Raw genomic sequence first — 22,442 nt, forward strand, 5'->3', positions numbered from 1 at the left:
CATCAGACTGGATTTTCGAATCGTTAGACAGTCTGACGCACGGTGGTGTGAGAGGTCGGAATTTCTCATTTAGGAGAAATTCCTCCTACTCGATTTACGGAATTATCTGTTGTTTTGAGTTGACACATACTGAAATTAAGTATAACATCAGGTAGAATATCCCACCATGATTCTATGGAGGTGACATGATGTCACTTTACAATTTAACAAAATAATGAAAGGAGTATTTTTGTGAACTATACAGACATCATAAGCAAGTGGAAGGAGAAGAAAATAGATAGCATCGAAAAATTAGATCAACAGCTCAGCAATTTTCGTATCACTTTTGCTTATAACTCTGGAACAATAGAAAATCCACAGATAACATATCATGCTACAAGAGAAGTTTTTGAAAATGGAAAGGTAATCAATTTTTGTGGTGATACTCAAACCATCTTTGAAATTGAAAATCAAAAAAAATGTTATAATTTTCTTGTACCTAAAATTATAAATAAAGACCCCATTACCTCTGATCTTATAAAAAAAATTCATTATCAACTTATGCAAGGGGTCTATGACGAACACCGTTGGCAAAAAGGTGAACGTCCTGGACATTATAAAATACATGATTATGTAATTGGCAAATCAAATCAGGGTGCGCTACCAGAAGAAGTTCCGGCTGAAATAGCGGAATTATGTGACGAAATTTTAAATATCCCTGACAAGGGTGATAACATTTTAAAAACAGCCGCATATATTCATTGTAAATTTGAAAATATTCATGCATTTGCCGATGGAAATGGAAGAGTAGGGAGAACCCTTATGAACTATTATTTGATGATCAATAACTATCCACCTTTAGTAGTATACTCAGAAACAAAAGACCAGTATTATAAATCCTTAGATCATTATGACAATACCGGTGATATCACTCCATATCTTAATTATATGAAAAAAAGCTTGGAGAAAACATGGGTTTTGGGTGAGTTAAAGTGACATCGTTTCTATTCCTCTGCTCCGCATATTTACTAATTCCTGAAACGTTGGCAAAAGAACTTTTTCATACCTCATACTTATCATTGATGTATAAAACTTTTTCCGTACATCACTAATAATTCTATTAGGTTTTCTCCTTCTGATAAAAAATCCTTACATCCTACCACTACTCTGTTTTTATACACTCCAAGTTTTGTTTCATGAACAGGCATTCCTATCAATTCATATACATGAGATCCTATATACTCAGAAACAGGAGCATTACTGTAACTCATTTTTATATTTTTAAGTTGCTTATCCTTCAAATTACCGGGAAATTCAAAATATAATTCTGTCCTTCGTAAACAACACCTAATTTTCTTCCAGCAGCTCCACCATATACACGATCATTTATAGGACAATCTTAAAATTTATCATTTCTATCACCTTAATCCATACCTCCTGAAAATAGTGTCTAACTGCTTTCCACTGATGCTGCCATGTATACAACACTGCTTCACAGTCGCTTCCAGTGTTTCCAGACAGCAATCATATCCTACAAAATCTCCACTATGATAATAGCTCTCCAGTTCTTCAATATCCCTTTGAAGGACTTTAGGCAATTCTTCCCTGTTAATCACATAATTTTCATCAATAAAAATAAAATATCACTCCTTCTGCTCCAGACCTACAAAAACTCAATTCTGTTGGTATATTAAAAGTCAACTGTTTACGACATCTATCCGGTTCTATTCTTTTAGGGATTTTTCCATTATTCTCCATACACTGTAATTCTCCTCCGGATATTCTTCATCAATCCACTTCCAATCACATACAAACCTTAAAAAATCTTTGTTGTCCTCCAACTCCAGCATCCCTAATTGCAGACAGCCATACATACTTTCATCGCCACCGTAAGATAAACAATATGTGGATTCTCTATTACCTACAATCTTCCCCTCACGATTGTTAAAAGCATCATTTGAAATGGACACTAATAACTGTATCACCTTTTCCGGTAAAGTACGTTTAAAATAGATCACACTTTTTTGCATCCTTTAACCTCTTTCCCTCTTTACAGAAACCAATTTCTTAACCACCAGCTTCTCGGCATACACCGGTGGCATCCTAACTCCAGACTACCAGTTTTCCAATGTACACAGCGGAATCTCCAACAACACGCGATCGTACAGCACTACTATACCATCCATTGATTGGAGCGTCAAATCGCGAAAGCCCAGCAGGTATAACAGGACACCAAAAACGCCCGGACAGACAAAAAGAACGCCAGAGAAACCGGAAATAACGATACGGAAAATAAATCCTTTATTTAAGACATTCCTGGCTTATTTTTTGTCAAATTTTATGAATTTATATGTGTTTTTTTGTACTAACTGTATTGTAATTGATTTAATTGGAGGACTTCTTAATGTATATCAATATTACTGGCAGCAAAGACAACAAAGATGTTTATATCACCCAGTCCTACCGCAGGGAAAACGGTAAAACTTCTTCCCGCATCTATAAAAAGCTGGGCAGTACAATGATCTTCTGACTCAGTTTTCCGGGAACGAAGCGGAAATGATGGACTGGGCCCAAAAGGAAAAAGTTACCGTCTCTTTTTCACCTCTCGCATGTATTCCTTTAGACGAAGAGCGCCTTTTTAATGTGGGCTATCTGTTCCTGCAACAGCTCTGCACCGAACTACGTTTGGACAACATTTGCAGAAACATCTTATATCCGCCTTCTGGTATACCGGCTGTTGGAGAAGAAACTGGGGGAAGAATTCGCCTGCAGCGAAAACTTAAAAACCCTTCGGGACATGAATATGATCCTGCTTTCCAAAGACAGTGGCTGCATTCCCTCCTACAAACGTACAAAACTGACCGATGCATTGCACAGTGCTTTTGGATTCAGAACGGATTATGAATTTATATCAAAGGCAGATATACGGGCACTTATCAAAGAAACAATGCAGAAAAAATAACACAATTTCAAAAATAGTACAATATCGATGCGAAAAAGGAAACAGCCATACCCCTGATAAATACTGGGGTTATGGCTGTTTTTTGCTCTATAAAGTGTCAAAGATGGGATTTTAATCCATTTTAATCGGGATATTTGATCAAATCGTATAATTTTCCGTAGTTTCCTAAATCCCTGATGCCTTCAAGATGCATCCCGAGGTGTATGTATTTATCGCATTTTGACTTTGCATCTGTCTCCAGAATCACCGGAACCTTCAGACGGTTACCTTCTGCATAGGCAAGTTCCATCACGCTCCTCATATAGCCCTGCCCCTGAAATTCTTCCGGTACACAGACCATGCCGACGAAGATGCAGGGCTTTTTCGCTTTTTTCATCCGATCCTCCAAAGAGGTTCCGCCCTTCGAGATAGCAACTCCCATACGGAAGATCTCCTTCAGGCTCATAGAATGGAAAAGAGCCTTTACAAGTTCCATGCTCGCTCCAAAGCCCAGCTTCTGTCCCGGCAGCTTATAGGCGATATAGCCCCTACCAGGCTCACGGATGCCATAAAGCATACCGCCAGCAAATGCCATCCGCACATATCCGGCGATATAGTCTGCCACCGCATCTTTACTGCGGAAAAAGGAATCCATGCCGATTTCCTCTCCATAATCATAATAGCCAAAGGCATGACCGATCTGATCAGGTATCTGTGCATCTAAATCTGTTACCCTCATAATATTCTCCCTCCGAATGGTCATTCAGTGTGTGTTATGTAGAAAACGCAAGGTTAGCATACACTAACCGATAATATAGTACCATATTTTACGCGATATGAAAATACATTTCCGAGGGAAAATTTATGCAGAAGACTTCGTTTCAGGCGTTGTTCCGGTCGTGGCTGTTATCATACAGAGCCTGAATATCAGCGGGAAGTTTATGCGGAAGCATGGCGTGAATTTCGTCTTCGTTGCCGTCCTCCATGGCCTTTTCGTAATACCAGCATTTGAATTTCAGCATATCCAGAGTTTTTTCCAACTGCTTCATTTCTTCTTCCACAGCTTTTTTTCTGGCTTCGAACATTGCCTTACGGTTGGGGTAAGTGGAAGGACCTTCCTCTACCCATTCGAAAAACTGCCGGATGTCCTTGATCTCCAGGCCGGAACGCTTCAGACATTCAATCATGCGGATGGCATCCAGTTCGGCCTGGCTGAACCGCCGGATTCCTGACTGCTTCTCCAGATTCGGGAAGAAGCCCTCTTTATCATAATATCTCAACGTAGAAATCGGTAAATTCGTCATTGCGGAAACCTGTCCGATGCTGTACATATATAATCCCTTTCCTTGTATAAAACTATCTAAAGCTGACTTTAGGTATTGCTACTGCTATTATAAAGCGCTAAGGTACAAAAAACAAGAGAATCATGCTATAAAGTTTTTACCGGGCGGTGTCGATACTATTCATATAGGAAAATACAGATACCATGGATGGACAAAAGCTACGGATGGCTGCTTCAAGAGAAGGCAACCATCTTTTTTTATGGCAGTGATCGCTGCGGAGAGGGAGATAAATATGGCAATTACGGGAATCGGTTACGGAAGGACACTGATGTATGAGATCCAGAAGAGGGTAAGCGAAGGAACTTTGCAGAGCGCGTCAGATGTGGCATCTCGTTTTGCAGAGAGTCTGGAGGAATCTGCGGAGGAAAATGACAAAGTGCTGGCTCCGGTGACACGTGGTGTACGGTTGAACCGTCGTATCGAAGGCAAAGACAAAGTGCCCTATGGGGAAATGGCGGAGGACGGTGTTATTGAATATAATGGGGTGGTCTTCGTCTGCGATTATGATCATAACCGTCTGACGCTGGGAGATACCTCTAATGAGAAAGATTGTATCAACATTCCGCTGTCCGGCGGTGGAAGCCTGCTGGTTAACCGGAATAACATCGATGCCCTGTCCAAGGCCATCGGTATGTTCAGTCCGGAGGATGTGAACCGGATCCTGCGTGCACTGGCACAGGATAAGAAGATACGGGAGATGGAGAAAGAACTGGATGATATGGAGAACGGTGACAATGTAGACAGCAACGAGGAAACTTCGGAGACGCCCGATGCGGACAAAGCAGCGGAAACGGACCCGGCCGGAACCGCCGGAGAACCGGAAAAAGAGGATCTGAGTCTCATGGAGCAGATCTGCGAGAAAATGCAGGAGATCTACGACAAGCTTCAGAACGGCGATACAGAGACGAAATTCATGATCGGCAATCAGGAATTCAGCATCAAAGAATGGGACAGTTTTCTGGAGAAGTTCGACAGCGTACAGGATGCAATCCGGGAGGCACTGGAAGAGAAAATCGAAAAACAGACGGAAGAACATTTCGAAGAGGAAGACTTAGAGGAGACTGCCGATAAGAAACCCGATGTCAATCCGGATTTTTCCGATATTCCCGAGGAGATTTTCCGTATACTTTTTTGAACAGGTCCTTAAAATAATTGCTGTCGTTGAAGCCGTATTCCAGAGCAATATCCGTGATGGAGCTGTTGGTGGTAAGAAGCGCCGTCTGGGCGTGCTTGAGCCGTACGTAATTTAAATATTCCTTGAACCCCATGCCGGTGATCAGTTTGAATTTCTTGCTGAAATAGGTGGGGCTTAAGGAAGCCACGTAGGAGACATCTTCCAGTGTCAGTGGCTTGCGGAAATTATTATAAATGTATTTTGTGGCAAGCAGGATGTCCGCATCCCGGGAGTTCAGTAGATCCGGCTCCTTCTCATTCATGACGGAATGCCGCATCAGCAGGAGCAGAAGCTCTTCCAGATAGCAACGCTCAAAATGTTCGGAGTATTGGTCGAAGCGGGAATTCTCGGTGAGCATACGGGTCAGCAGAGAGTGCAGATATTCCTGGTATACCGTAGGAACGCTGCCCATGAAAGAATGCAGCTGTAGCCCCTGCCCGGATATGGAAGTGAGGCTGTCGGCAGACCGGTCCGATAAATGCAGATATTCTTCTTTGAAATAGATCATTACGATCTCGCAGACCTCTCCGGCAGAATACAGAGAGTGATGCAGTTCCCCCGGGGCAATGAAGACCAGATCTCCGGCTTCCATCTGATAGACAGTATCTTTTAACAGGAAACGGCAGCTGCCGGACCAGAGATAGAATATTTCATAAAAGCTGTGATAATGATCGGGCTGCAGCGGAGAAAAATCGCCTCTGCGGCCTTTTTCCACGATGATACGGTCAATATCCTTTCTGCCGCGTCGGCCTTTTTTGGTTGTGATATCCATAGCTGCTCCTTCGCTTTTTAAATCTACTTTCATTGATACAGTCAGAATACCACAAAAAAACAGTATTTTCAACACAAACAAGCAATAAAAACAGCAGTAAATATAAATAAATTACGCTATTATAATAACTGAAAAAGGAACCCGCCTCTTTCAAAAATACTTTTCTCTCTATCCCCCTCGGTACACTCCCCCCTCGCCGAGGGGAATTTTTTGCGCAAAAATCACAGAAAACAGGCAGTCTCGTTACAATGGATTGCGCATTTTCCAAAGGATTGTTACCATAAGGGTACAGATAGGCCGGCATACGGTGCTAAAGCAAAGATGCTAAAGCAAAGGTGCTAAAGCACCTGAGAGTTTGCAGAGTACAGAAAGGTATAGGGATTAGTATGGATAAAAAGAAAACGGGCAATCTGATCCGGGAAGCCAGACAGCGCAAAAATTATACCCAGAGTGAACTGGGAAGGATGTTAGGGGTGACCAACAAAGCGGTATCCCGGTGGGAGAATGGAGAAAGTTTTCCGGATATCGGCGTATTAGAGTCCCTGTCCCATCTGTTGGAACTGCCGATTCAGGACATCGTGACCGGAGAGCGGGCGGGAGACCGGGAGGAGGCTGTGACGGAAGTCGTGAGACTGGCAAAGCTCCAGGAGCAGCGGAAACGTGAAAAGAGGATCCTGTATCTGATCGTGCTGGGGCTTTTGATCTATAACTGTGTCATCGGGATCTGTTTATTTTCCGGAAGAGGGTTGTTTGGGGGAAGAGATATTGCCTGCCAGGTGGCCGGGATCTCCATGGCGGGGACGCTGACGATGCTGGGGCTTGTATACCGGTATTTCGGAAAGGAAGAGGATGTGAAAATGATTCCCTCCAGTCAATTAAGCAGAGGACTTGGAATAGCATCCCTTGCGATGCTATTGTGGAGTGTTGGAATCATGTATTTAAGCTTCGGAATGGTCCGGGCAGGAAGTGTTCCCCTTGGTATGGAACTCAGCTCCCTGGGACCGTTTTTGAACAATCAGCTTTGTGCGGGCTATGCCCTGAATGTAATATTTCTGGCAGTGGAAATGTACCGTCTGCTCATGGAGCGGACGGTACTGCATCCGGGATGTGTGATCTCACCGGCGGTCATCTATCTGGATTTCTTTTACATAGACATTCTGGGCCGGATGGATACCCTGGACAGCGTCTGGAAGGCACTGGACAGAGGGACGGTACTCATATTGCTGGAGGCAGTGTCGGGAATTGTATTTATGTTTATACAGTCCCACCGTTCTCGTTCTCACGCATCCGATAGCCCACACCAATCTCAGTGAAGACATACTGGGGCTGCGCGGGATTCTGTTCCAGCTTTCTGCGGATGTTCGCCATGTTGACACGGAGGATCTGATTATTATTGTCCATATAGGGACCCCAGATGGCATTCATGATATAGCTGTAGGTCAGGACTCTGCCGGAATTTTCCGCTAAAAGTGTAAGCAGCTGGTATTCGATCTGGGTCAGATGTATCTCTTCGCCCCGCAGGCGGATCAGTCGTTTTTCGAAATCAATCTCCAGATCCAGTGCCTTATACACATGGCCGGGAGCCTGGGCGTGGCTGTGCCGCAGAGAAGTGCGGATCCTTGCCATGAGCTCGCCGGTGCCGAAGGGTTTTGTGATATAATCGTCCGCACCCAGATCCAGAGCGGAGACCTTTTCCTGCTCCTTGGTGCGGGCAGATATGATGATCACGGGAACATCGCTCCAGGAGCGCAGCTTTTGCAACACATCCAATCCGTCCATGTCCGGCAGCCCTAAGTCTAGCAGGATCACGTTGGGGCAGAAAGAAGTGCTGAGACTAAGTCCCTCTCTGCCGTTTAAGGCATGCATGATCTTGTAGCCTTCCCGGTCCATGGTAGCGGTGATGAAATTACTGATACTTCTATCGTCTTCGATTAAGAGAACTTTGATCTTATTCATATCTGAGATCCATATCCTTTCCGGTATTTTCAACAGTTCTATCGTATGTGGCTGAGAGTACACTTATTTTTCCGAAGCGAGAGCTTCCGCCTTGGGAAGTGTGAAACAGAATTCCGCGCCATCCGCATGATTCCTGCCACTCAGCGTTCCGTGATGGGCGGTGATGATGGTCTTGCAGATGGACAGACCGATACCCATGCCTTTGCGGGAATCCGAGCTCCGGGAATTGTTGTAGGTACCCGTCTCGAACAGATTCTGTAATTTTTCTTCCGACAGTCCTTTTCCGTAGTCTCTCACAATAAAAGAGACATGCTCCGGATGATCCTCCACGATGAAATCAATGGGCAGGATACTTCCGGAATGAACGATGGCATTTTCCAGCAGATTGATGGTGACCTGCTCGATCAGCACCGCATCCATGGGTATCATCAGAAATTCCTCGGGGATCCTGACCCGGATGGCGGCATCGGGATAGCGTTTTTTCAGCTTCTCCAAAGCTTCTCCCACCACTTCCTCCACCGGCTCCTCTGTGGTATTGATGCTTAAGCTGTCTCCCTGGATACGGGTGACGGACAGCAGATTTTCCACCATATTCAACAGCCAGTTGGAATCCTCGTAGATATTGGTCATGATCGTACGCTGTTCGGTGGAGCTTAGATCGTTCTGACTTTCCAGAAACAGGGAGCTGTTGCCGATGATGCCGGTGAGCGGCGTGCGCAGATCGTGGGAGATGGCGCGCAGAAGATTCGCACGCATCTTTTCCATTTCGGCTTCTGCCAGCCGCTTTTCCCGCTCTGCGATCATCTCGGACTGGATGGTCATATGAGAGGTCATGGTACACAGGATCAGAGTGATCCCACTCATCAGCAGGAAGGTGATAGGGTAGCCGGTCAGTGTGAAATTAAGCTTATAATATGGATAGGTGAACAGATAATTGATCGCTATTACGGAAAAAAGGGTGCAGGCAATGCCGTAGCCGTAGCCCACCGTCCATCTGGCGATGATCACCAGTGCCAGAATGTAGAACAGTGCTACATTGGCATGGTTGTCCGGGACAATATGCTGATATAAAAAAGAGGCAAGTGTGGCGCACAGCATGCAGGCGGCACAGATCAGGATACTGATGGCATGTCTGGTAAAGGGTGGTTTTAAGCGGAAGCTTTTCCGCGGTGATTTTTTATCGGAAAATGATCGGAACACGGTGTGATCCTCCATGAAATATTGTTAGTTGTTTTGTAAATATATTATAACTATAGTACCATTACTTTGCAATGCAAGGTGTAAAGAAGTAGTTAAGGATATATGAAAACCGATATATTTTCCCCTAAAGCGGAGGCAAAAGGCAGGCAAGTATCCTCCGGAAAAGCCAAGACACAAAAATAGAAACATATACTTTCGTTAGGTTGACATCAGGAAAAACATTAGATTAAAATGTAGTATGGCGGCGGTCCTGAAAGGGCGGACCGTCTATGTGGACAGGAGAGGAGTAGGTTATGTTTCTGATAGGATTGGCATTACTGCCGGCCATCGCACTGGTGGTATGGATTTATAGACAGGATAAGGTGGAGAAGGAGCCGAGGGGATTATTGTGGAAAATATTCCTGTTCGGTGTATTGTCTGTGATCCCCGCCATGATACTGGAAATCATTCTGGATGAAGTATTTCTGGTATTTATGGATGCAGATACGCTGTGCTACGTGATCCTGGATAATTTTATCGGGGTGGCACTGATCGAGGAACTTTGCAAGATGAAAGCGGCCAAATGGGCGGCATGGAAGCATCCGGCATTCAATTATAAATTCGATGCCATCGTGTACTGCGTGACTTCGGCATTGGGATTTGCAGCCATTGAAAATGTTCTGTATTGTCTGGGCGGTGACTTTGGGACGGCAGTGACCAGAGCCCTGTTGTCCGTGCCTTCCCATGCCATCGATGGCGTGATCATGGGATATTTCTTCGGTGTGGCGAAGGAGGCAGAACTTGCAGGCGATAAAAAACGCAGGAAACGCTACCTGAAGCTCAGCGTGTTCATGCCGATGATCGAACACGGTATCTATGATTCCGCATTGTCTCTGGATGCGGACTGGATCTTCGTTTTCTTTTTCCTGTTTGTGATCGTGGTGGATGTCTGGGCCTATAAATTTGTGAAAAAGCAGTCTGGGCAGGACCGGGAGCTGTCTGCATAAAGATTGCGTTAAGAACCCGTGAAAATTTTATAAATTCACGAAAAACGGTAGGATCGGGTCTTTGCTTCATGTTAAGATAAAGAAAACCTAAAGAAAGGAAAGACCAATATTGAAGTTATTGAATCCAAAGATCCGGCAAAAATTTGCAGAATCCTTGAAGGCGGTCCTGCCGGTAGTAGGGATCGTGATCGTATTAAGCTTTACCATAGCCCCCATTACCTCCAGTATCCTGCTGTGCTTTCTGGTGGGGGCGGTGATGGTCATGGCCGGTATGATGTTTTTCACCCTGGGTGCGGAGATGTCCATGACCCCCATGGGAGAAAAAGTGGGTGCCAGAATGACCCAGAGTAAAAATATTCTGCTGATCGTAGTGTTATCTTTTCTGTTGGGAGTGGTGATCACCATTTCCGAGCCTGACTTGCAGGTGCTGGCGACACAGGTGCCTTCGGTGCCGAACATGACGCTGATCCTGGCAGTGGCAGTGGGCGTGGGAATCTTCCTGGTCATTGCCCTTCTGCGTATGCTGATCGGTGTGGCACTGCCGCCGTTGTTAACTTTTTTCTACATAGCAGTGTTTGTTCTTGCATTTCTCGTACCGGAGAACTTTCGGGCAGTGGCGTTTGATTCCGGAGGTGTGACCACGGGACCCATGACCGTTCCTTTTATCATGGCACTTGGTGTCGGTATTGCGTCCATCCGTAATGACCATCATGCGGCAGACGACAGCTTCGGTCTGGTAGCACTGTGCTCCATCGGCCCGATCCTGGCGGTCATGGTGCTGGGGCTGATCTATAAGCCGACCAATGCGGATTACCAGCCGGTGGCGATCCCGGAGATCTCTGATTCCGTGGAACTGGCGCAGCTTTTTGCCCATGGGCTGCCGGATTATATGAAAGAAATCGCACTCGCATTACTTCCCATTGTATTGTTTTTCGGTCTGTTCCAGATATTTGCCCTGCGGCTGTCGGGGAAGACACTGGCGAAGATCCTGATCGGGCTGGTGTATACTTATATCGGTCTGGTATTGTTTCTGACCGGCGCAAATGTGGGCTTTATGCCAGCCGGTAATTACCTCGGTCAGGTCATGGCAGCCAGATCCTACCGGTGGGTATTGGTGCCGGTGGGGGCGCTGATCGGATATTTTATTGTCAAAGCGGAACCGGCGGTCTATGTGCTGAACCATCAGGTAGAGGAGCTGACGGACGGCGCTATTTCGGCCCGTTCCATGGGCGTGAGCCTGTCCGTGGGTGTCTCCTTATCCGTAGCACTGGCGATGATCCGGGTGCTGACGGGAATCCCGATTCTATGGTTTTTGATCCCGGGCTACGGTGTGGCGATCGGACTATCCTTTTTTGTACCGAAGATATTCACAGCGATCGCCTTCGACTCCGGCGGTGTGGCGAGCGGTCCCATGACAGCTACCTTTTTACTGCCGTTAGCGCAGGGCGCCTGTGTGGCGGTGGGCGGCAATTTAGTCGCAGATGCTTTCGGTGTGGTAGCAATGGTAGCCATGACACCGCTGATCACGATCCAGATATTGGGAATGGTATATCAGTTAAAGCAGCAGAAGAGCGGTGCAGGCGTATTTGCCGGTGCGGCGGATGCATTTGGTGCTTTGGATGAGAATGCCATCATTGAACTGTAGGAGGTGTGCCCATGAGTGAATTATATATGATGGTCACCATCACCAATCGTCAGCTGACGAGAAAATTCGTGGAATGTTATAAGGAAAACGGCGCACAGGTGGGCAGCATCACAGTTGGTATGGGAACTGCGGCCAATGAGATCCTGGATTATTTCGGACTGGACGGCATGGAGAAGAGCATATTGTTTCACATCGTTACGGATGCTTCCTGGCAACGGATCAAGGCAGACTTACGGAAAAATATGCAGATCGATCTCCCGGGAATGGGAATTGCCTTTATCATTCCGGTGAGCAGCGTCGGCGGCAAGAAAGCATTGAATTACCTGACCTGTGGGCAGGAGTTCGTAAAAGGAGAGGAGTCCACATTGAAAGAGACGAAGAATGAGCTTCTGGTAGTGATAGCCAATCATGGATATACGGAACTGGTCATGGATGCAGCGAGAGAAGTACATGCGGCAGGCGGCACAGTCATCCATGCCAAGGGCACCGGAACAGAGAATGCACAGCAGTTTCTGGGCGTGACACTGGTGCCGGAAAAAGAAATGTTGTTCATTGTGGTAAAAAGTGAGCAGAAAAATTCCATCATGCGTGCTATAATGGAAAAAGCAGGACTGGAGAGTAAAGCACAAAGCATAGTATTCTCCCTTCCTGTGACAGATACTGCAGGCATGCGCCTGATGGAGGAGATGGGAGAGACATGACAAACGGCTTATCCGGACCCAGGAAGCAGTTCCTGGACGTGCTCCGGGTACTGGCAACCTGTGCAGTGGTGCTGATGCATGTACTGACAGGTGCGACAGATGTGACAGATGCGTCGATAGTGCCGGAATACCGGTCATTATTGCTGTCAGTTATGGATCTGGTGACCTGGTGTGTTCCTATATTTTTATTGATCTCGGGATATTTGTTCCTGAATCCGGAACGTACATTGACTTATCCGGTCATGATTAAAAAATATTGCAGGAGGATTGCACTGGCGATCCTCCTATTCGGTGTTCCGTATGCAGCTTCTGAGCTGGTAGTGGCGGAGCGGTCCTTCCGGGTCATGATGATCCCGGAGGCACTGAAGATGACTCTGACGGGACATACCTGGTCCCATATGTGGTATCTGTATCTGATATTGTTTTTGTATCTGATCACACCGCTTCTGAAAAAAGTGCTGCGGGTGCTGCCGGTGTGGGGTGTTGGGACAGTGATGGCAGTGATCTTCTTAGGAAGCAGTGTGGCACCGTTTCTGAATAAGGTACTGGATGTCAACAGTATCCCGGTATTGCCGGATGGCGGTGTGTATTTCCTCTATTATCTGTGTGGATATCTCTTCGCAGTGAGAGAAGTATGTGTGGACAAGGGAAGGAACGTATGGCTGACAGCTGCAGTAGCGGTTCTGGCTCTGGGAATGATCCTGAGCAGAACACTTGCGGGATTCTCCATTCAGATGGCATACAATTATCCGTTTACAGTACTGCTTGCAGTGCTTCTGTTCGCTGCAGGATGGAATGGGGGACGGGATGGCGCGGCTCCTGCTGCCCGGGAGAAGGACAGAATACACCGGATCCCCTGGCAGGAGGCGGGAGCTTTGAGCTTCGCCGTATACCTGGTACATCCGGTGTATGTGAACCTGTTGTATAAATTCGTGAAGATCACACCCTTTACGGTGTTGGAACAATGCGGTGTGCAGTCTGTAGCCGCGGGACAAGCGGTATTGATTTTGCTGCTGGCTGCATTCTGCCTGGTAGTGTTGGCACTGGCAACGGCTACTGCGTGGGTGCTGCGCAAGATCCCGGTGTTAAGAAAATTCGTGTTGTGATCACTTCCGCTGCCAGCGTCCGGAAGCACCGCAGGGCAGTACCAGACCGCTCTCGGTTACGGGGAGGCCGATTTCTTCGGCTTCCACATGACCGCCGAACTTTTTCGTCAGGGTGGAATTCATCATATAGGATAGCACGGCGGGCTGCAATCCTGTAGTGTAGGAATTGATCAGGAAGAACAGTGCATCATCGGATAAAAGCTGTGCGGTCAGTCCTACGAAATCCCAGATATTATCTTCTATTTTCCAGATCTCGCCCTTGGGACCCCTGCCGTAGGAAGGGGGATCCATGATGATGCCGTCGTATTTGTTGCCGCGGCGGATCTCACGTTCTACGAATTTCATGCAGTCATCCACCAGCCAGCGGATGGGAGCATCGGCAAGTCCGGATGCAGCGGCGTTTTCTTTCGCCCAGCCGACCATACCCTTGGAAGCATCCACATGGGTCACGGCAGCTCCCGCAGCCGCAGCGGATACGGTGGCACCACCGGTGTAAGCGAAGAGGTTCAGCACTTTCACAGGACGGTTGGCGTTATGGATCAGTCCGGAGAACCAGTCCCAGTTCACAGCCTGCTCCGGGAACAGACCGGTGTGCTTGAAACTGAAAGGCTTCAGATGGAAGGTCAGCGGGTCGGAATCCGTTACTGCCTTCTGGAAAGGCAGGGTGTAATGAATCGCCCATTCATCCGGCAGGCTGAAAAATTCCCATTCGCCGCCGCCCTTGGCACTTCTGTGGTAATGACCGTTTTTTTGTTTCCAAGCCTTATGGTCGTGGGGCGTTTTCCAGATGACCTGAGGGTCCGGACGGACGAGAATATAATCTCCCCAACGCTCTAACTTTTCTCCGCTGGAAGTATCCAGCACTTCGTAATCTTTCCAATTATCTGCAATCCACATATAGAAACCTTTCTGTGTATATACTTTGTAACTGATTTTTATAGGACATAGTAAGATATCGGGGTCAAAAGCCTCCGACTTTGATGCCTACGGATTGCTTCGTGCTACGCACTCTCACAATCCAATCCAATATTCGCATATCGTGGGATTATCATCCCACTTTTATGCTCATATCGGGGCGGGTCCTAAGGTCTTTCACCCACCCATGAGCAAGCTCATGTGGGCTTAGACCTTTTGACCCTGGCATCATCATAATATAATACCGGAAAGACTTTTTCAAGGAATACTTGCAGAGATTTCCCCTACGGTCGATTCATGTCATTTTTGGGTCGATTCATGCAGAAACCGGTTTTACTGAGAGAAGGTGTGGTACGTTATCTTTAAGATAATGGGTATCACTATGCCTAACGGAAAGAGGTAAAACGGTATGAAAAAACGAGTATTGAGCATGTTACTGGCACTTATTCTCTGCTTCTCAACACTGCCCATGACAGCATTCGCACAGGAGGCTGTACAGGAAGCTGATGTTGTGACAGAGCAGGCTGACCCTGCCGCAGAGCAGGAGGAAGCAGAAGCAGCGGCGGCACCGGAGGCAGAGACTTCGTCCGATAAGAGCACCACTGTGGAAACTCCCGGCACGGAAGATTCCACTGCGGGCGAAGCCCCCGATAAAAGTGTCAGCGATAGTGATGCCAGCACGCAGGATACCGTGGCAGACGATGAGAAGAAGGCAGCAGTGCAGAAGGTACAGGCACTCATCGACGCCCTGCCGGAGACAGTGACGGAAGAAAATGCAGAAAGAGTCAGCGAGCAGCTGGAAGCTATCGACGAGGCTATGGCGGAACTGACCGAGGAACAGCGTGAAGAGCTGGATATGACACGGCTTTATGCTATTTCTGAAGCGTTGAATACACCGATGACGGTTCCGATGACGGTGGCGGAAGGTCAGCATGCTGACCATCCCATCTGCGGCGCGACATGCACAGATGAGTATAGCCATAGCATTGTGACAGAGTGGAAGCCCATAGGCAGCGAAACAGAACTGAAAGCTGCAACGGAAGGACATTACTATCTGACACAGGATATCGAGACAACGGGGACATGGGAAACGAAAAATAACGTGGTGCTCTGTTTGAATGGTCACAGCATTGCGGCAAACGGGGATTTTGGTGTCATTGAGATCAAGGGAGCGAATAGACAATTTACTCTCTGTGACTGCAATAGTAGTGCGAGTACGCACTATTTCAGCGAAAGCGTGGAAAATAATTTCACTCGATGGGTGCCGTGCGAGGAAAATACGGAGAACTGCATCTCCGTTACCGGTGGAGTTATCACTCACAGCGCAGGAACGTCGGATTTAGGTGTGGAAGTGGATAATAACGCCACTTTTACCATGTACGGTGGAACTATTTGTGGTCATAAGCAGCCCCACAGCTATTATGGCGCCGGTGTGTATGTGCATGATAGCACATTTAATATGTATGGCGGTGCAATCAGTGGCAATGCTGCAAGTTGGTGTGGTGGCGTCGCTGCGCTCGGTAGCACATTTAACATGCATGGTGGTGTAATCAGCGACAACATGGTCTCTGCTGGTGGTGGCGGTGTACTGTTGTCGGACAAAAGCGTCATGAACATGTCCGGCAATGCACGGATTAGTGACAACATTGCTCTCGCCGAATCGCATGCATCAGGTGGCGGTGTGTATATATATGCCAGCGCCGACGGAGAAGTCGGTAACTGCTTATATATGTCCGATAATGCGAAAATCAGCGGCAATACAGCCACCCAAGGAGGTGCTGTGTATGTACGTAAAAACGGTCAGGTTACCATGAGCGGCAATGCGCAGATTAGCAATAACACGGCAACCGAGAATGGTGGCGGCGTCTATGTAGAAAATAGTACTTTTAAAATTGCCGGCGGTGCTCCTCGGGTCTGTGACAACTTGTGTCAAGATGTTCAGAACAATGTCTATCTGGCTACCGGCAATGCAATTCGGATTAGTAAATTATCCACATTCGCCGGCAAAATCGGCGTATCCACCCAGGATACGCCCACTGGGAGCAACCTCGTAACGGTTGCCGCGGCAGCTGTGGAGTCTGGGGCTGTTGGTTCCCTGACCGAAGAATATGTGGATCATATTAGCAGTGATAAAGAGAATCTCTATCCGGTTCTTGTGAACGGTGAGGTGAAACTGTCGGCGACCGTACCGCATCGGCATCCCGTTTGTGGCGCAACCTGTGGTGACAGCAAGACTCATGGGAATCAGACCTGGATAGGTGTTTCCAATCTGACTGACATCAAGAGTGGGGGCTATTATTATCTGACAGACAATGTTAAATTGAATGATACATGGATCTGCACTAATGATGTAGCACTCTGTTTAAATGGAAAAACAATCACCTGTGCAGCAGAAGTTGATGCCATTAAGGTTGCGAAAAGAACGACGCTGATTATCACCGACTGTCAGAAAGTGGTCGGCAAGATTACCCATGCACAGGATAATATAGGACGAGGTATAATGTCCTTGGGTACCTTGATACTGTATAACGGCGAAATTACCAAAAACCAGATTGCCAAAGGTAGTGGTGCCGGTGTATACGTAGATGGTGGTAATTTTTACATGTATAAGGGCAGTATCTCTACGAACAACGCCCCCGGCGGTCAAGGTGGCGGTGTGTATGCAAAAGATAGCACCAGCTTCGTCATATCCGGCGGCAGCATTGACAGCAACGTGGCAAAATCCGGTGGTGGTATATACTATGAGGCTGCTACCCAAACGGCAACAAAATTCACCATATCCGGAGGCAACATCAGCGGCAACTCAGCCAGTAGCGGCGGCGGTGGTGTATGCTTGTATCGTGCAGGGCGAAATACGGGCTTCACCATGTCCGGAGGAAGCATCACTGACAATACAGCCAGCAGTATAGGCGGTGGTGTATATATGCCTGCGAGCTATTACGGTAAGTTTACTGTGTCCGGTACGGCGCAAATCACCGACAACACGAAGACTATTGATAAAAGCTCTAACAATGTCTATTTGCCCAACGGCAAGCCCATTCTCATCGGTGCGAACGGGTTGAGCAGCTCCGCCGAGATTGGCGTGACCATGGGACAGCAGCTCGCCGATGGTGGGCAAGTTACCATCGCCAAGGGTGCAAGCAATGATTACACACTGACCGCGGATGACCTGAATGCTTTCAGCAGCGATACCGGCTATAAGAAGTATGCGTTAGACAACGCTGTCAACTTTTCAAACGGCGAATTACATGTGCATGGCATCTGCGGCAAGGAAGGCTGCAGCGAGGCTGGACATGGAAATGTGGCATGGATAGGTGTCAGCAAACTCGATGAAATTACGAGTGCGGGGTACTACTATCTGAAAAACGATATTACACTGAATGATGACTGGAATCCAGCGGACGGTGTGGTACTCTGCCTGAACGGTAACAGCATCAAGGCGGCAAGCAGCCTTAAGTCAATTTCTGTCAACAACACTTTCACGTTGACCGACTGCAAGGGTAAAGATGGTAGTCATTATGGTCAGATTACCAATAATACAAATATTAGGGTATTGCAATCCGGCAATTTTTATTTCTATGGGGGCAGTATTACAGGCAATTCTTTCAATACTAATTTGAGTACTGGAGTAATTGTATGGGGCAATTTTTATATGCATGGCGGTGAAATTGTGAACAATACGACTACTGGTAAGGGCGGCGGTGTGTATCTTGATAAGACAGGTAGGTTTACCATGACCGGTGGTCGGATTGCCAATAATAGTGCTAAAGAAGGTGGTGGCGTATATGTGGATTCTGATACCATCACTGTCAGTAGTGCTGCACAGATCACTGGCAATAAAGTTGTGAGTGATGACAGGATAGCGAGCAATAATGTCTATCTGCCCAACGGAAAGAAAATCACCGTTGGTGGTGCACTGAACGATTCCGCAAGCATTGGTGTGACGAGTGAAGCAGTTCCTGACGATAGCACCCCTGTGACCATCGCTACAGCGGCGGATAACTGGATCAACGACGATAATTTCACTGCAGACAACAGTTTTTACAAGGTGACTGTGTTGGACGGCAAAACTGCGACCCTCGGCCTGCACGAACACCAGTGGAAAGTGAGAGTGAAAACAGGCTCGGAAAATATCCTTGAAGAGTATTGCGACGTTGCAGGCTGTACCGTCGCAGACGGCACGCTGACCCTGGAAGCGCCCAATCAGGAATATAGCGGTGCACCCTACAATGCCGCAAGGTGTACGATAGCTGGTAATTGGAAGCATACTCCAAGTGTGGGAGAATTCTTCTATACGGACAGCACCGGCAATAAAATCAATACACCTGTCAATGTCGGCACTTACAATGTCAACGTCAACGTGGACGGCGTAACTGCCAAGAAGGAGTTTACCATCAAATCGGGTAGTCTGGTTTTCAATGACTTTACCTTTACTCCACCGAGTAATCTGACCTATGATGGTCAGCCAAAGACGGCAACGGTGACATTGGCTGCAGACAAGGTAAATGCCGCAGGCGCTATCACGGTGAAGTATATGGGCGAAGATGGCAAAGTTATCGTAGATGAGGATGATAAACCAGTTACCAGCGTAACAGAGGCAGGTACCTATACGGTGGGAATTGATGTGGCAGCAGGTACCGGTTATGGTAACCAGACAATGCATTCTGAACAGTGGACATTTACCATTGGGCCGAAGCCCGTCACCATTACAGACATCTCAGCAGATAACAAGGTCTACGACGGCACTGTTAATGCTACCATTACCGGAACGCCTGCTATCTCTGGTCTTGTAGTCGGGGATGAGAATGATGTGACGGTTGTTACCACAAGTGCTAAGGCAGCATTCGCAGACGCAGATGCGGGCACTGCCAAGACGGTGAACTTCTCCGGTTATGCTCTTACCGGTGCAAAGGCAGGCAACTACACCCTTGCACAGCCCGCCAGCGTGACGGCAAATATCTCCCCTAAGGAGTTGACGATCGCAGATGTAACGGTTGCGGAGAAGAGCTATGATGGCACAATGGAAGCGGCTGTCACAAGCGTGACATTCAATGGTCTTGTGAGCAGCGAGTCCCTGACCAAGGACAGGGATTATACGGTAACCGGTAACTTTGCGGATGCAGCTGTCGGTGATAATAAGGATGTCACTGTCACAGTTAATCTTAAGGATAGTGTTAAGAACTACACTCTCAGCGACACAGGGTATACGAAGAACGGCTGCAAGATTGTAAAGGCTGCCGTAGCAGATCCTGCTGTCAGGGATCTTACCATTATCAACAACAGCACCACAATTTACACGGTGAAGCTTCGAGAGCTTCTGCCGTCACTGGTATTGCCCCAAGAATATGGTAAGCTTACTTATGATGAACCGCAGCTGACGATTACAGACTACAGCTATCAGGGCAGTGCAGTAGTCAGAAAAGGTATTGAGTATGGAAAGCTGGCACTGCAATTCACACAGACTGGCAATACAGAAGGTTCTATAGGAACTATTACGGTGACGGTTCATTCAGACAATTATGAGGACATTACCCTGAAGTTCAACATCAAAGCAACAGCTAAGATCGTTCCGCAGCTGGAAGGCACACTGAAGCTTACTCCTTCCGAGATTACCTACGGTGAAAAGCTGTCCAACATCACTATTTCCAGCACAATGACGGCAGAAGGCAGTGAGATTGACGGTACATTCGCATGGAACAACCCGGACGCTGTTCTGAATGCGGGTAATCAGCAGGCTACCTGGAAATTCACACCGGCCGATACACAGAACTATGCAGAGACCACCGGTACTACGACAGTCAGGGTCAACAAGGCAGAACAGAGCGGTGCGGTCCTCATGGATAACTACACTTATAATGAGACACCGGCTACGCCGGCGCTGACAGAACGAAAGGGCGACAATAGCGCTGTGGTGACCTACTACTACAGCACTACCAGGATCAACAGCAGCGGTACGGAATGGAAGGACATCACCTCCACCACGCTGAAGGCCGGTACCTACTATATGTACGCAGTGATCGGTGAGACTGGGAATTATAAGGCATACACCACAGAGGCTAAGGCGTTTACAGTATGGAAGGCTGCGCCGGTCTATACAAAGCCTTCGGGTCTGACGGCGAAATATGGCCAGAAGCTTAGCGAGATCGCACTGCCCAATCCTGCTGGCAATATGCCCGGTACATGGAGCTGGAATGCACCTGATACGGTGATCGACAAGACCGGCACAGTAAAGTATGACGCTTATTTCACGCCGGATGATACGAATTACAAGAAGGTGGTCGGTGCAGCAATTGAGATAACAGTCACACCGGGCGACGGCAGGAATCTTGCTACGGAGGAGCTGACACTGGCATTCAATGACGGCACTGATCATACTTATACACCGGACTGGTCGGAGCTTCCTGCCGGACAGACATGGAATTATGAGTGTGGATCCAGCATCGGCAGCGGATCCAATGCCAAATTTACCAAGCTGAATGTGTCTGCGGCAGACGGTGGACTGACCTATGCAGTCTCCGATGGCCAGGTAGCTGACAAGATTACTGTCATACTGAAAGCATGCTGCAGCAACTATAAGGACTTCACCATTACGCTGCACATCCAGATCACCAAGGCAGCTCCTGCCGGGGAACCGAAATACACCCTGATCACCACGGGGGGCAAGACCCTGGCGGATGCAGGACTGACGTTAAACGGCAGTACCCTGAATCCTGCAGACGGTACCCTGGAGTGGGTGGGTACGGACGGAAATGTGTTGTCCGATGACACTGAGGTGAAAGTCAACACGACCTACAAGTGGCGATTCACCCCTGCGGATACCAATTACAACAGCCTGACCGGTGAGATCGAACTGTACCATGTGGATGCTCCTGCTATCAGTGCACAGCCTAAGAGTGTATCTGTGACAGTAGGAGAGAAAGCGACCTTTGAAGTAACTGCAACAGGTACGGACGTAACCTATCAGTGGAAGATCGACAGAAATGACGGTAATGGATTTGTGGACATCACCGGAGCCACCGGTGCGGCCTATACCACAGGAGTAACGGACAAGGATTGCGATGGATTCAAGTATCAATGCGTCATCCGTAACGCAGCCGGTTCTGCTACTACCGATACCGTAGTATTGACGGTACTGTATCAGATCATTGAAGGCGCGAACGGCTCCTGGAACCAGAGTACGGACGGAGAAAGTCTCAGAATCAGAGGAAACGGTGAATATTCCAAGTTCCAGAATGTAAAGGTAGATGGGAATATCATTGATTCCAAGAACTATACCGTGAGTGAGGGCTCCACGATCATCGAATTACATGCAGATTACCTGAAGACTCTGTCCGAGGGCAGTCACACCTTTGAGATCGTATGGACAGACGGCGCCGCAGGCACCGGCTTTACGGTAGCAAGGAACACCTCCGGCAGCAATAGTACCGGCAGCAATAACACCGGCAATAACGATAATAATGACAGTACGGACAACTCAGCTGCCGCAGCTCCCACCGCTGCTGCTACTGCCCAGGAACTGGACAAGGTTCCGGCTACCGGAGATCCTCACGGTATCTGGCTGATGCTCTTTGCGATATCCCTGACCGGACTCGCAGGAATGCTGGCGAGAAGAAAGAAGAACTAAGAATAACGTAAATAATATAGAAGCCTCGCTACAGAGATGATACCTGTAGCGAGGCTTTTTGTCTTGCAATCTTATTTTTCATTTATTATTGACACTATAC

17 protein-coding genes are annotated in these 22,442 nt (G+C 47.6%); 10 read left to right on the top strand and 7 right to left on the bottom strand.

All coding sequences use genetic code 11. The features are described 5' to 3' along the window. Positions 1-231: 231 nt before the first annotated feature. The gene (locus ACLTOH_RS12315; protein ID WP_118503433.1) at positions 232-975 is read left to right on the top strand and encodes a Fic family protein; all 744 of its coding nucleotides are present in this window, start codon (positions 232-234) and stop codon (positions 973-975) included. Positions 976-1,703: 728 nt separating this feature from the next. On the opposite strand, the gene ACLTOH_RS12320 is transcribed toward ACLTOH_RS12315, so the two are convergent. Continuing rightward, complete coding sequence (locus ACLTOH_RS12320; RefSeq protein ID WP_118547620.1) at positions 1,704-2,009, bottom strand: hypothetical protein; 306 nt, start codon at positions 2,007-2,009, stop codon at positions 1,704-1,706. 374 nt (positions 2,010-2,383) lie between these two features. Between ACLTOH_RS12320 and ACLTOH_RS12325 the strand changes: the two genes are divergently transcribed. Then, complete coding sequence (locus tag ACLTOH_RS12325) at positions 2,384-2,509, top strand: hypothetical protein (protein WP_255713142.1); 126 nt, start codon at positions 2,384-2,386, stop codon at positions 2,507-2,509. 111 nt (positions 2,510-2,620) lie between these two features. After that, positions 2,621-2,941 carry a hypothetical protein gene (locus ACLTOH_RS12330; protein ID WP_412195792.1) on the top strand — a complete coding sequence of 107 codons (321 nt, stop codon included), beginning with the start codon at positions 2,621-2,623 and terminating at the stop codon, positions 2,939-2,941. A gap of 121 nt (positions 2,942-3,062) precedes the next feature. Here the strand turns inward: ACLTOH_RS12330 and ACLTOH_RS12335 are convergent, their stop codons facing one another. Together ACLTOH_RS12335 and ACLTOH_RS12340 are read right to left on the bottom strand one after the other, a co-directional pair. Beyond that, positions 3,063-3,659 carry an N-acetyltransferase gene (locus tag ACLTOH_RS12335; RefSeq protein WP_118547621.1) on the bottom strand — a complete coding sequence of 199 codons (597 nt, stop codon included), beginning with the start codon at positions 3,657-3,659 and terminating at the stop codon, positions 3,063-3,065. A gap of 142 nt (positions 3,660-3,801) precedes the next feature. Next, complete coding sequence (locus ACLTOH_RS12340; protein WP_412224190.1) at positions 3,802-4,251, bottom strand: MerR family transcriptional regulator; 450 nt, start codon at positions 4,249-4,251, stop codon at positions 3,802-3,804. 244 nt (positions 4,252-4,495) lie between these two features. Here ACLTOH_RS12340 and ACLTOH_RS12345 point away from each other — a divergent pair, with 244 nt between their 5' ends. After that, on the top strand, positions 4,496-5,398 hold the full coding sequence (locus ACLTOH_RS12345) for a hypothetical protein (protein ID WP_412224191.1): 903 nt from the start codon (positions 4,496-4,498) through the stop codon (positions 5,396-5,398). Here the strand turns inward: ACLTOH_RS12345 and ACLTOH_RS12350 are convergent. After that, a complete protein-coding gene (locus ACLTOH_RS12350) occupies positions 5,346-6,209 on the bottom strand; it encodes an AraC family transcriptional regulator (RefSeq protein WP_172594788.1) in 864 nt (287 codons plus the stop codon). The genes ACLTOH_RS12345 and ACLTOH_RS12350 overlap by 53 nt on opposite strands. 386 nt (positions 6,210-6,595) lie before the next feature. Between ACLTOH_RS12350 and ACLTOH_RS12355 the strand changes: the two genes are divergently transcribed. Beyond that, positions 6,596-7,522, top strand: coding sequence for a helix-turn-helix transcriptional regulator (locus ACLTOH_RS12355; protein WP_412224193.1), 927 nt, complete (start codon positions 6,596-6,598; stop codon positions 7,520-7,522). On the opposite strand, the gene ACLTOH_RS12360 is transcribed toward ACLTOH_RS12355, so the two are convergent. Both ACLTOH_RS12360 and ACLTOH_RS12365 read right to left on the bottom strand, forming a co-directional pair. Then, complete coding sequence (locus tag ACLTOH_RS12360; RefSeq protein ID WP_118537790.1) at positions 7,464-8,165, bottom strand: response regulator; 702 nt, start codon at positions 8,163-8,165, stop codon at positions 7,464-7,466. The two genes, ACLTOH_RS12355 and ACLTOH_RS12360, sit on opposite strands and share 59 nt — an antisense overlap. Before the next feature lie 63 nt (positions 8,166-8,228). Beyond that, positions 8,229-9,365, bottom strand: a complete 1,137-nt coding sequence (locus ACLTOH_RS12365) for a DUF4118 domain-containing protein (protein ID WP_243026363.1) — start codon at positions 9,363-9,365, stop codon at positions 8,229-8,231. Between the two features lie 293 nt (positions 9,366-9,658). Between ACLTOH_RS12365 and ACLTOH_RS12370 the strand changes: the two genes are divergently transcribed. From ACLTOH_RS12370 to ACLTOH_RS12385, 4 genes are all read left to right on the top strand, one after another. Beyond that, positions 9,659-10,351, top strand: coding sequence for a PrsW family glutamic-type intramembrane protease (locus ACLTOH_RS12370; RefSeq protein WP_412224194.1), 693 nt, complete (start codon positions 9,659-9,661; stop codon positions 10,349-10,351). Between the two features lie 109 nt (positions 10,352-10,460). After that, entirely contained in the window at positions 10,461-11,996 is a 1,536-nt protein-coding gene (locus ACLTOH_RS12375; protein WP_118503449.1) for a DUF1538 domain-containing protein, read from the top strand. Between the two features lie 11 nt (positions 11,997-12,007). Next, a complete protein-coding gene (locus ACLTOH_RS12380; protein ID WP_412224195.1) occupies positions 12,008-12,697 on the top strand; it encodes a P-II family nitrogen regulator in 690 nt (229 codons plus the stop codon). Next, on the top strand, positions 12,694-13,803 hold the full coding sequence (locus tag ACLTOH_RS12385; protein WP_412224196.1) for an acyltransferase: 1,110 nt from the start codon (positions 12,694-12,696) through the stop codon (positions 13,801-13,803). The genes ACLTOH_RS12380 and ACLTOH_RS12385 overlap by 4 nt, the downstream gene beginning before the upstream one ends. Here the strand turns inward: ACLTOH_RS12385 and ACLTOH_RS12390 are convergent, their stop codons facing one another. Continuing rightward, positions 13,804-14,700 carry a class I SAM-dependent methyltransferase gene (locus ACLTOH_RS12390; RefSeq protein WP_412222293.1) on the bottom strand — a complete coding sequence of 299 codons (897 nt, stop codon included), beginning with the start codon at positions 14,698-14,700 and terminating at the stop codon, positions 13,804-13,806. Positions 14,701-15,127: 427 nt separating this feature from the next. Between ACLTOH_RS12390 and ACLTOH_RS12395 the strand changes: the two genes are divergently transcribed. After that, positions 15,128-22,342 (top strand): YDG domain-containing protein, encoded by a 7,215-nt coding sequence (locus tag ACLTOH_RS12395; RefSeq protein WP_412224197.1) that lies wholly within the window; start codon positions 15,128-15,130, stop codon positions 22,340-22,342. Positions 22,343-22,442: the final 100 nt, after the last annotated feature.

The sequence above is a fragment of the Waltera sp. genome (assembly GCF_046969025.1).
Classification (GTDB): Bacteria; Bacillota; Clostridia; order Lachnospirales; family Lachnospiraceae; genus Acetatifactor; species Acetatifactor acetigignens.

What these genes read in the sequence shown, in the direction of transcription:
- ACLTOH_RS12320 (WP_118547620.1), bottom strand. Translation starts at nt 2,009, where the DNA reads ATGCAAAAAAGTGTGATCTATTTTAAACGTACTTTACCGGAAAAGGTG.
- ACLTOH_RS12325 (WP_255713142.1), top strand. Translation starts at nt 2,384, where the DNA reads ATGTATATCAATATTACTGGCAGCAAAGACAACAAAGATGTTTATATC.
- ACLTOH_RS12330 (WP_412195792.1), top strand. Translation starts at nt 2,621, where the DNA reads ATGTGGGCTATCTGTTCCTGCAACAGCTCTGCACCGAACTACGTTTGG.
- ACLTOH_RS12335 (WP_118547621.1), bottom strand. Translation starts at nt 3,659, where the DNA reads ATGAGGGTAACAGATTTAGATGCACAGATACCTGATCAGATCGGTCAT.
- ACLTOH_RS12340 (WP_412224190.1), bottom strand. Translation starts at nt 4,251, where the DNA reads ATGTACAGCATCGGACAGGTTTCCGCAATGACGAATTTACCGATTTCT.
- ACLTOH_RS12345 (WP_412224191.1), top strand. Translation starts at nt 4,496, where the DNA reads ATGGCAATTACGGGAATCGGTTACGGAAGGACACTGATGTATGAGATC.
- ACLTOH_RS12350 (WP_172594788.1), bottom strand. Translation starts at nt 6,209, where the DNA reads ATGGATATCACAACCAAAAAAGGCCGACGCGGCAGAAAGGATATTGAC.
- ACLTOH_RS12355 (WP_412224193.1), top strand. Translation starts at nt 6,596, where the DNA reads ATGGATAAAAAGAAAACGGGCAATCTGATCCGGGAAGCCAGACAGCGC.
- ACLTOH_RS12360 (WP_118537790.1), bottom strand. Translation starts at nt 8,165, where the DNA reads ATGAATAAGATCAAAGTTCTCTTAATCGAAGACGATAGAAGTATCAGT.
- ACLTOH_RS12370 (WP_412224194.1), top strand. Translation starts at nt 9,659, where the DNA reads ATGTTTCTGATAGGATTGGCATTACTGCCGGCCATCGCACTGGTGGTA.
- ACLTOH_RS12380 (WP_412224195.1), top strand. Translation starts at nt 12,008, where the DNA reads ATGAGTGAATTATATATGATGGTCACCATCACCAATCGTCAGCTGACG.
- ACLTOH_RS12385 (WP_412224196.1), top strand. Translation starts at nt 12,694, where the DNA reads ATGACAAACGGCTTATCCGGACCCAGGAAGCAGTTCCTGGACGTGCTC.
- ACLTOH_RS12390 (WP_412222293.1), bottom strand. Translation starts at nt 14,700, where the DNA reads ATGTGGATTGCAGATAATTGGAAAGATTACGAAGTGCTGGATACTTCC.
- ACLTOH_RS12395 (WP_412224197.1), top strand. Translation starts at nt 15,128, where the DNA reads ATGAAAAAACGAGTATTGAGCATGTTACTGGCACTTATTCTCTGCTTC.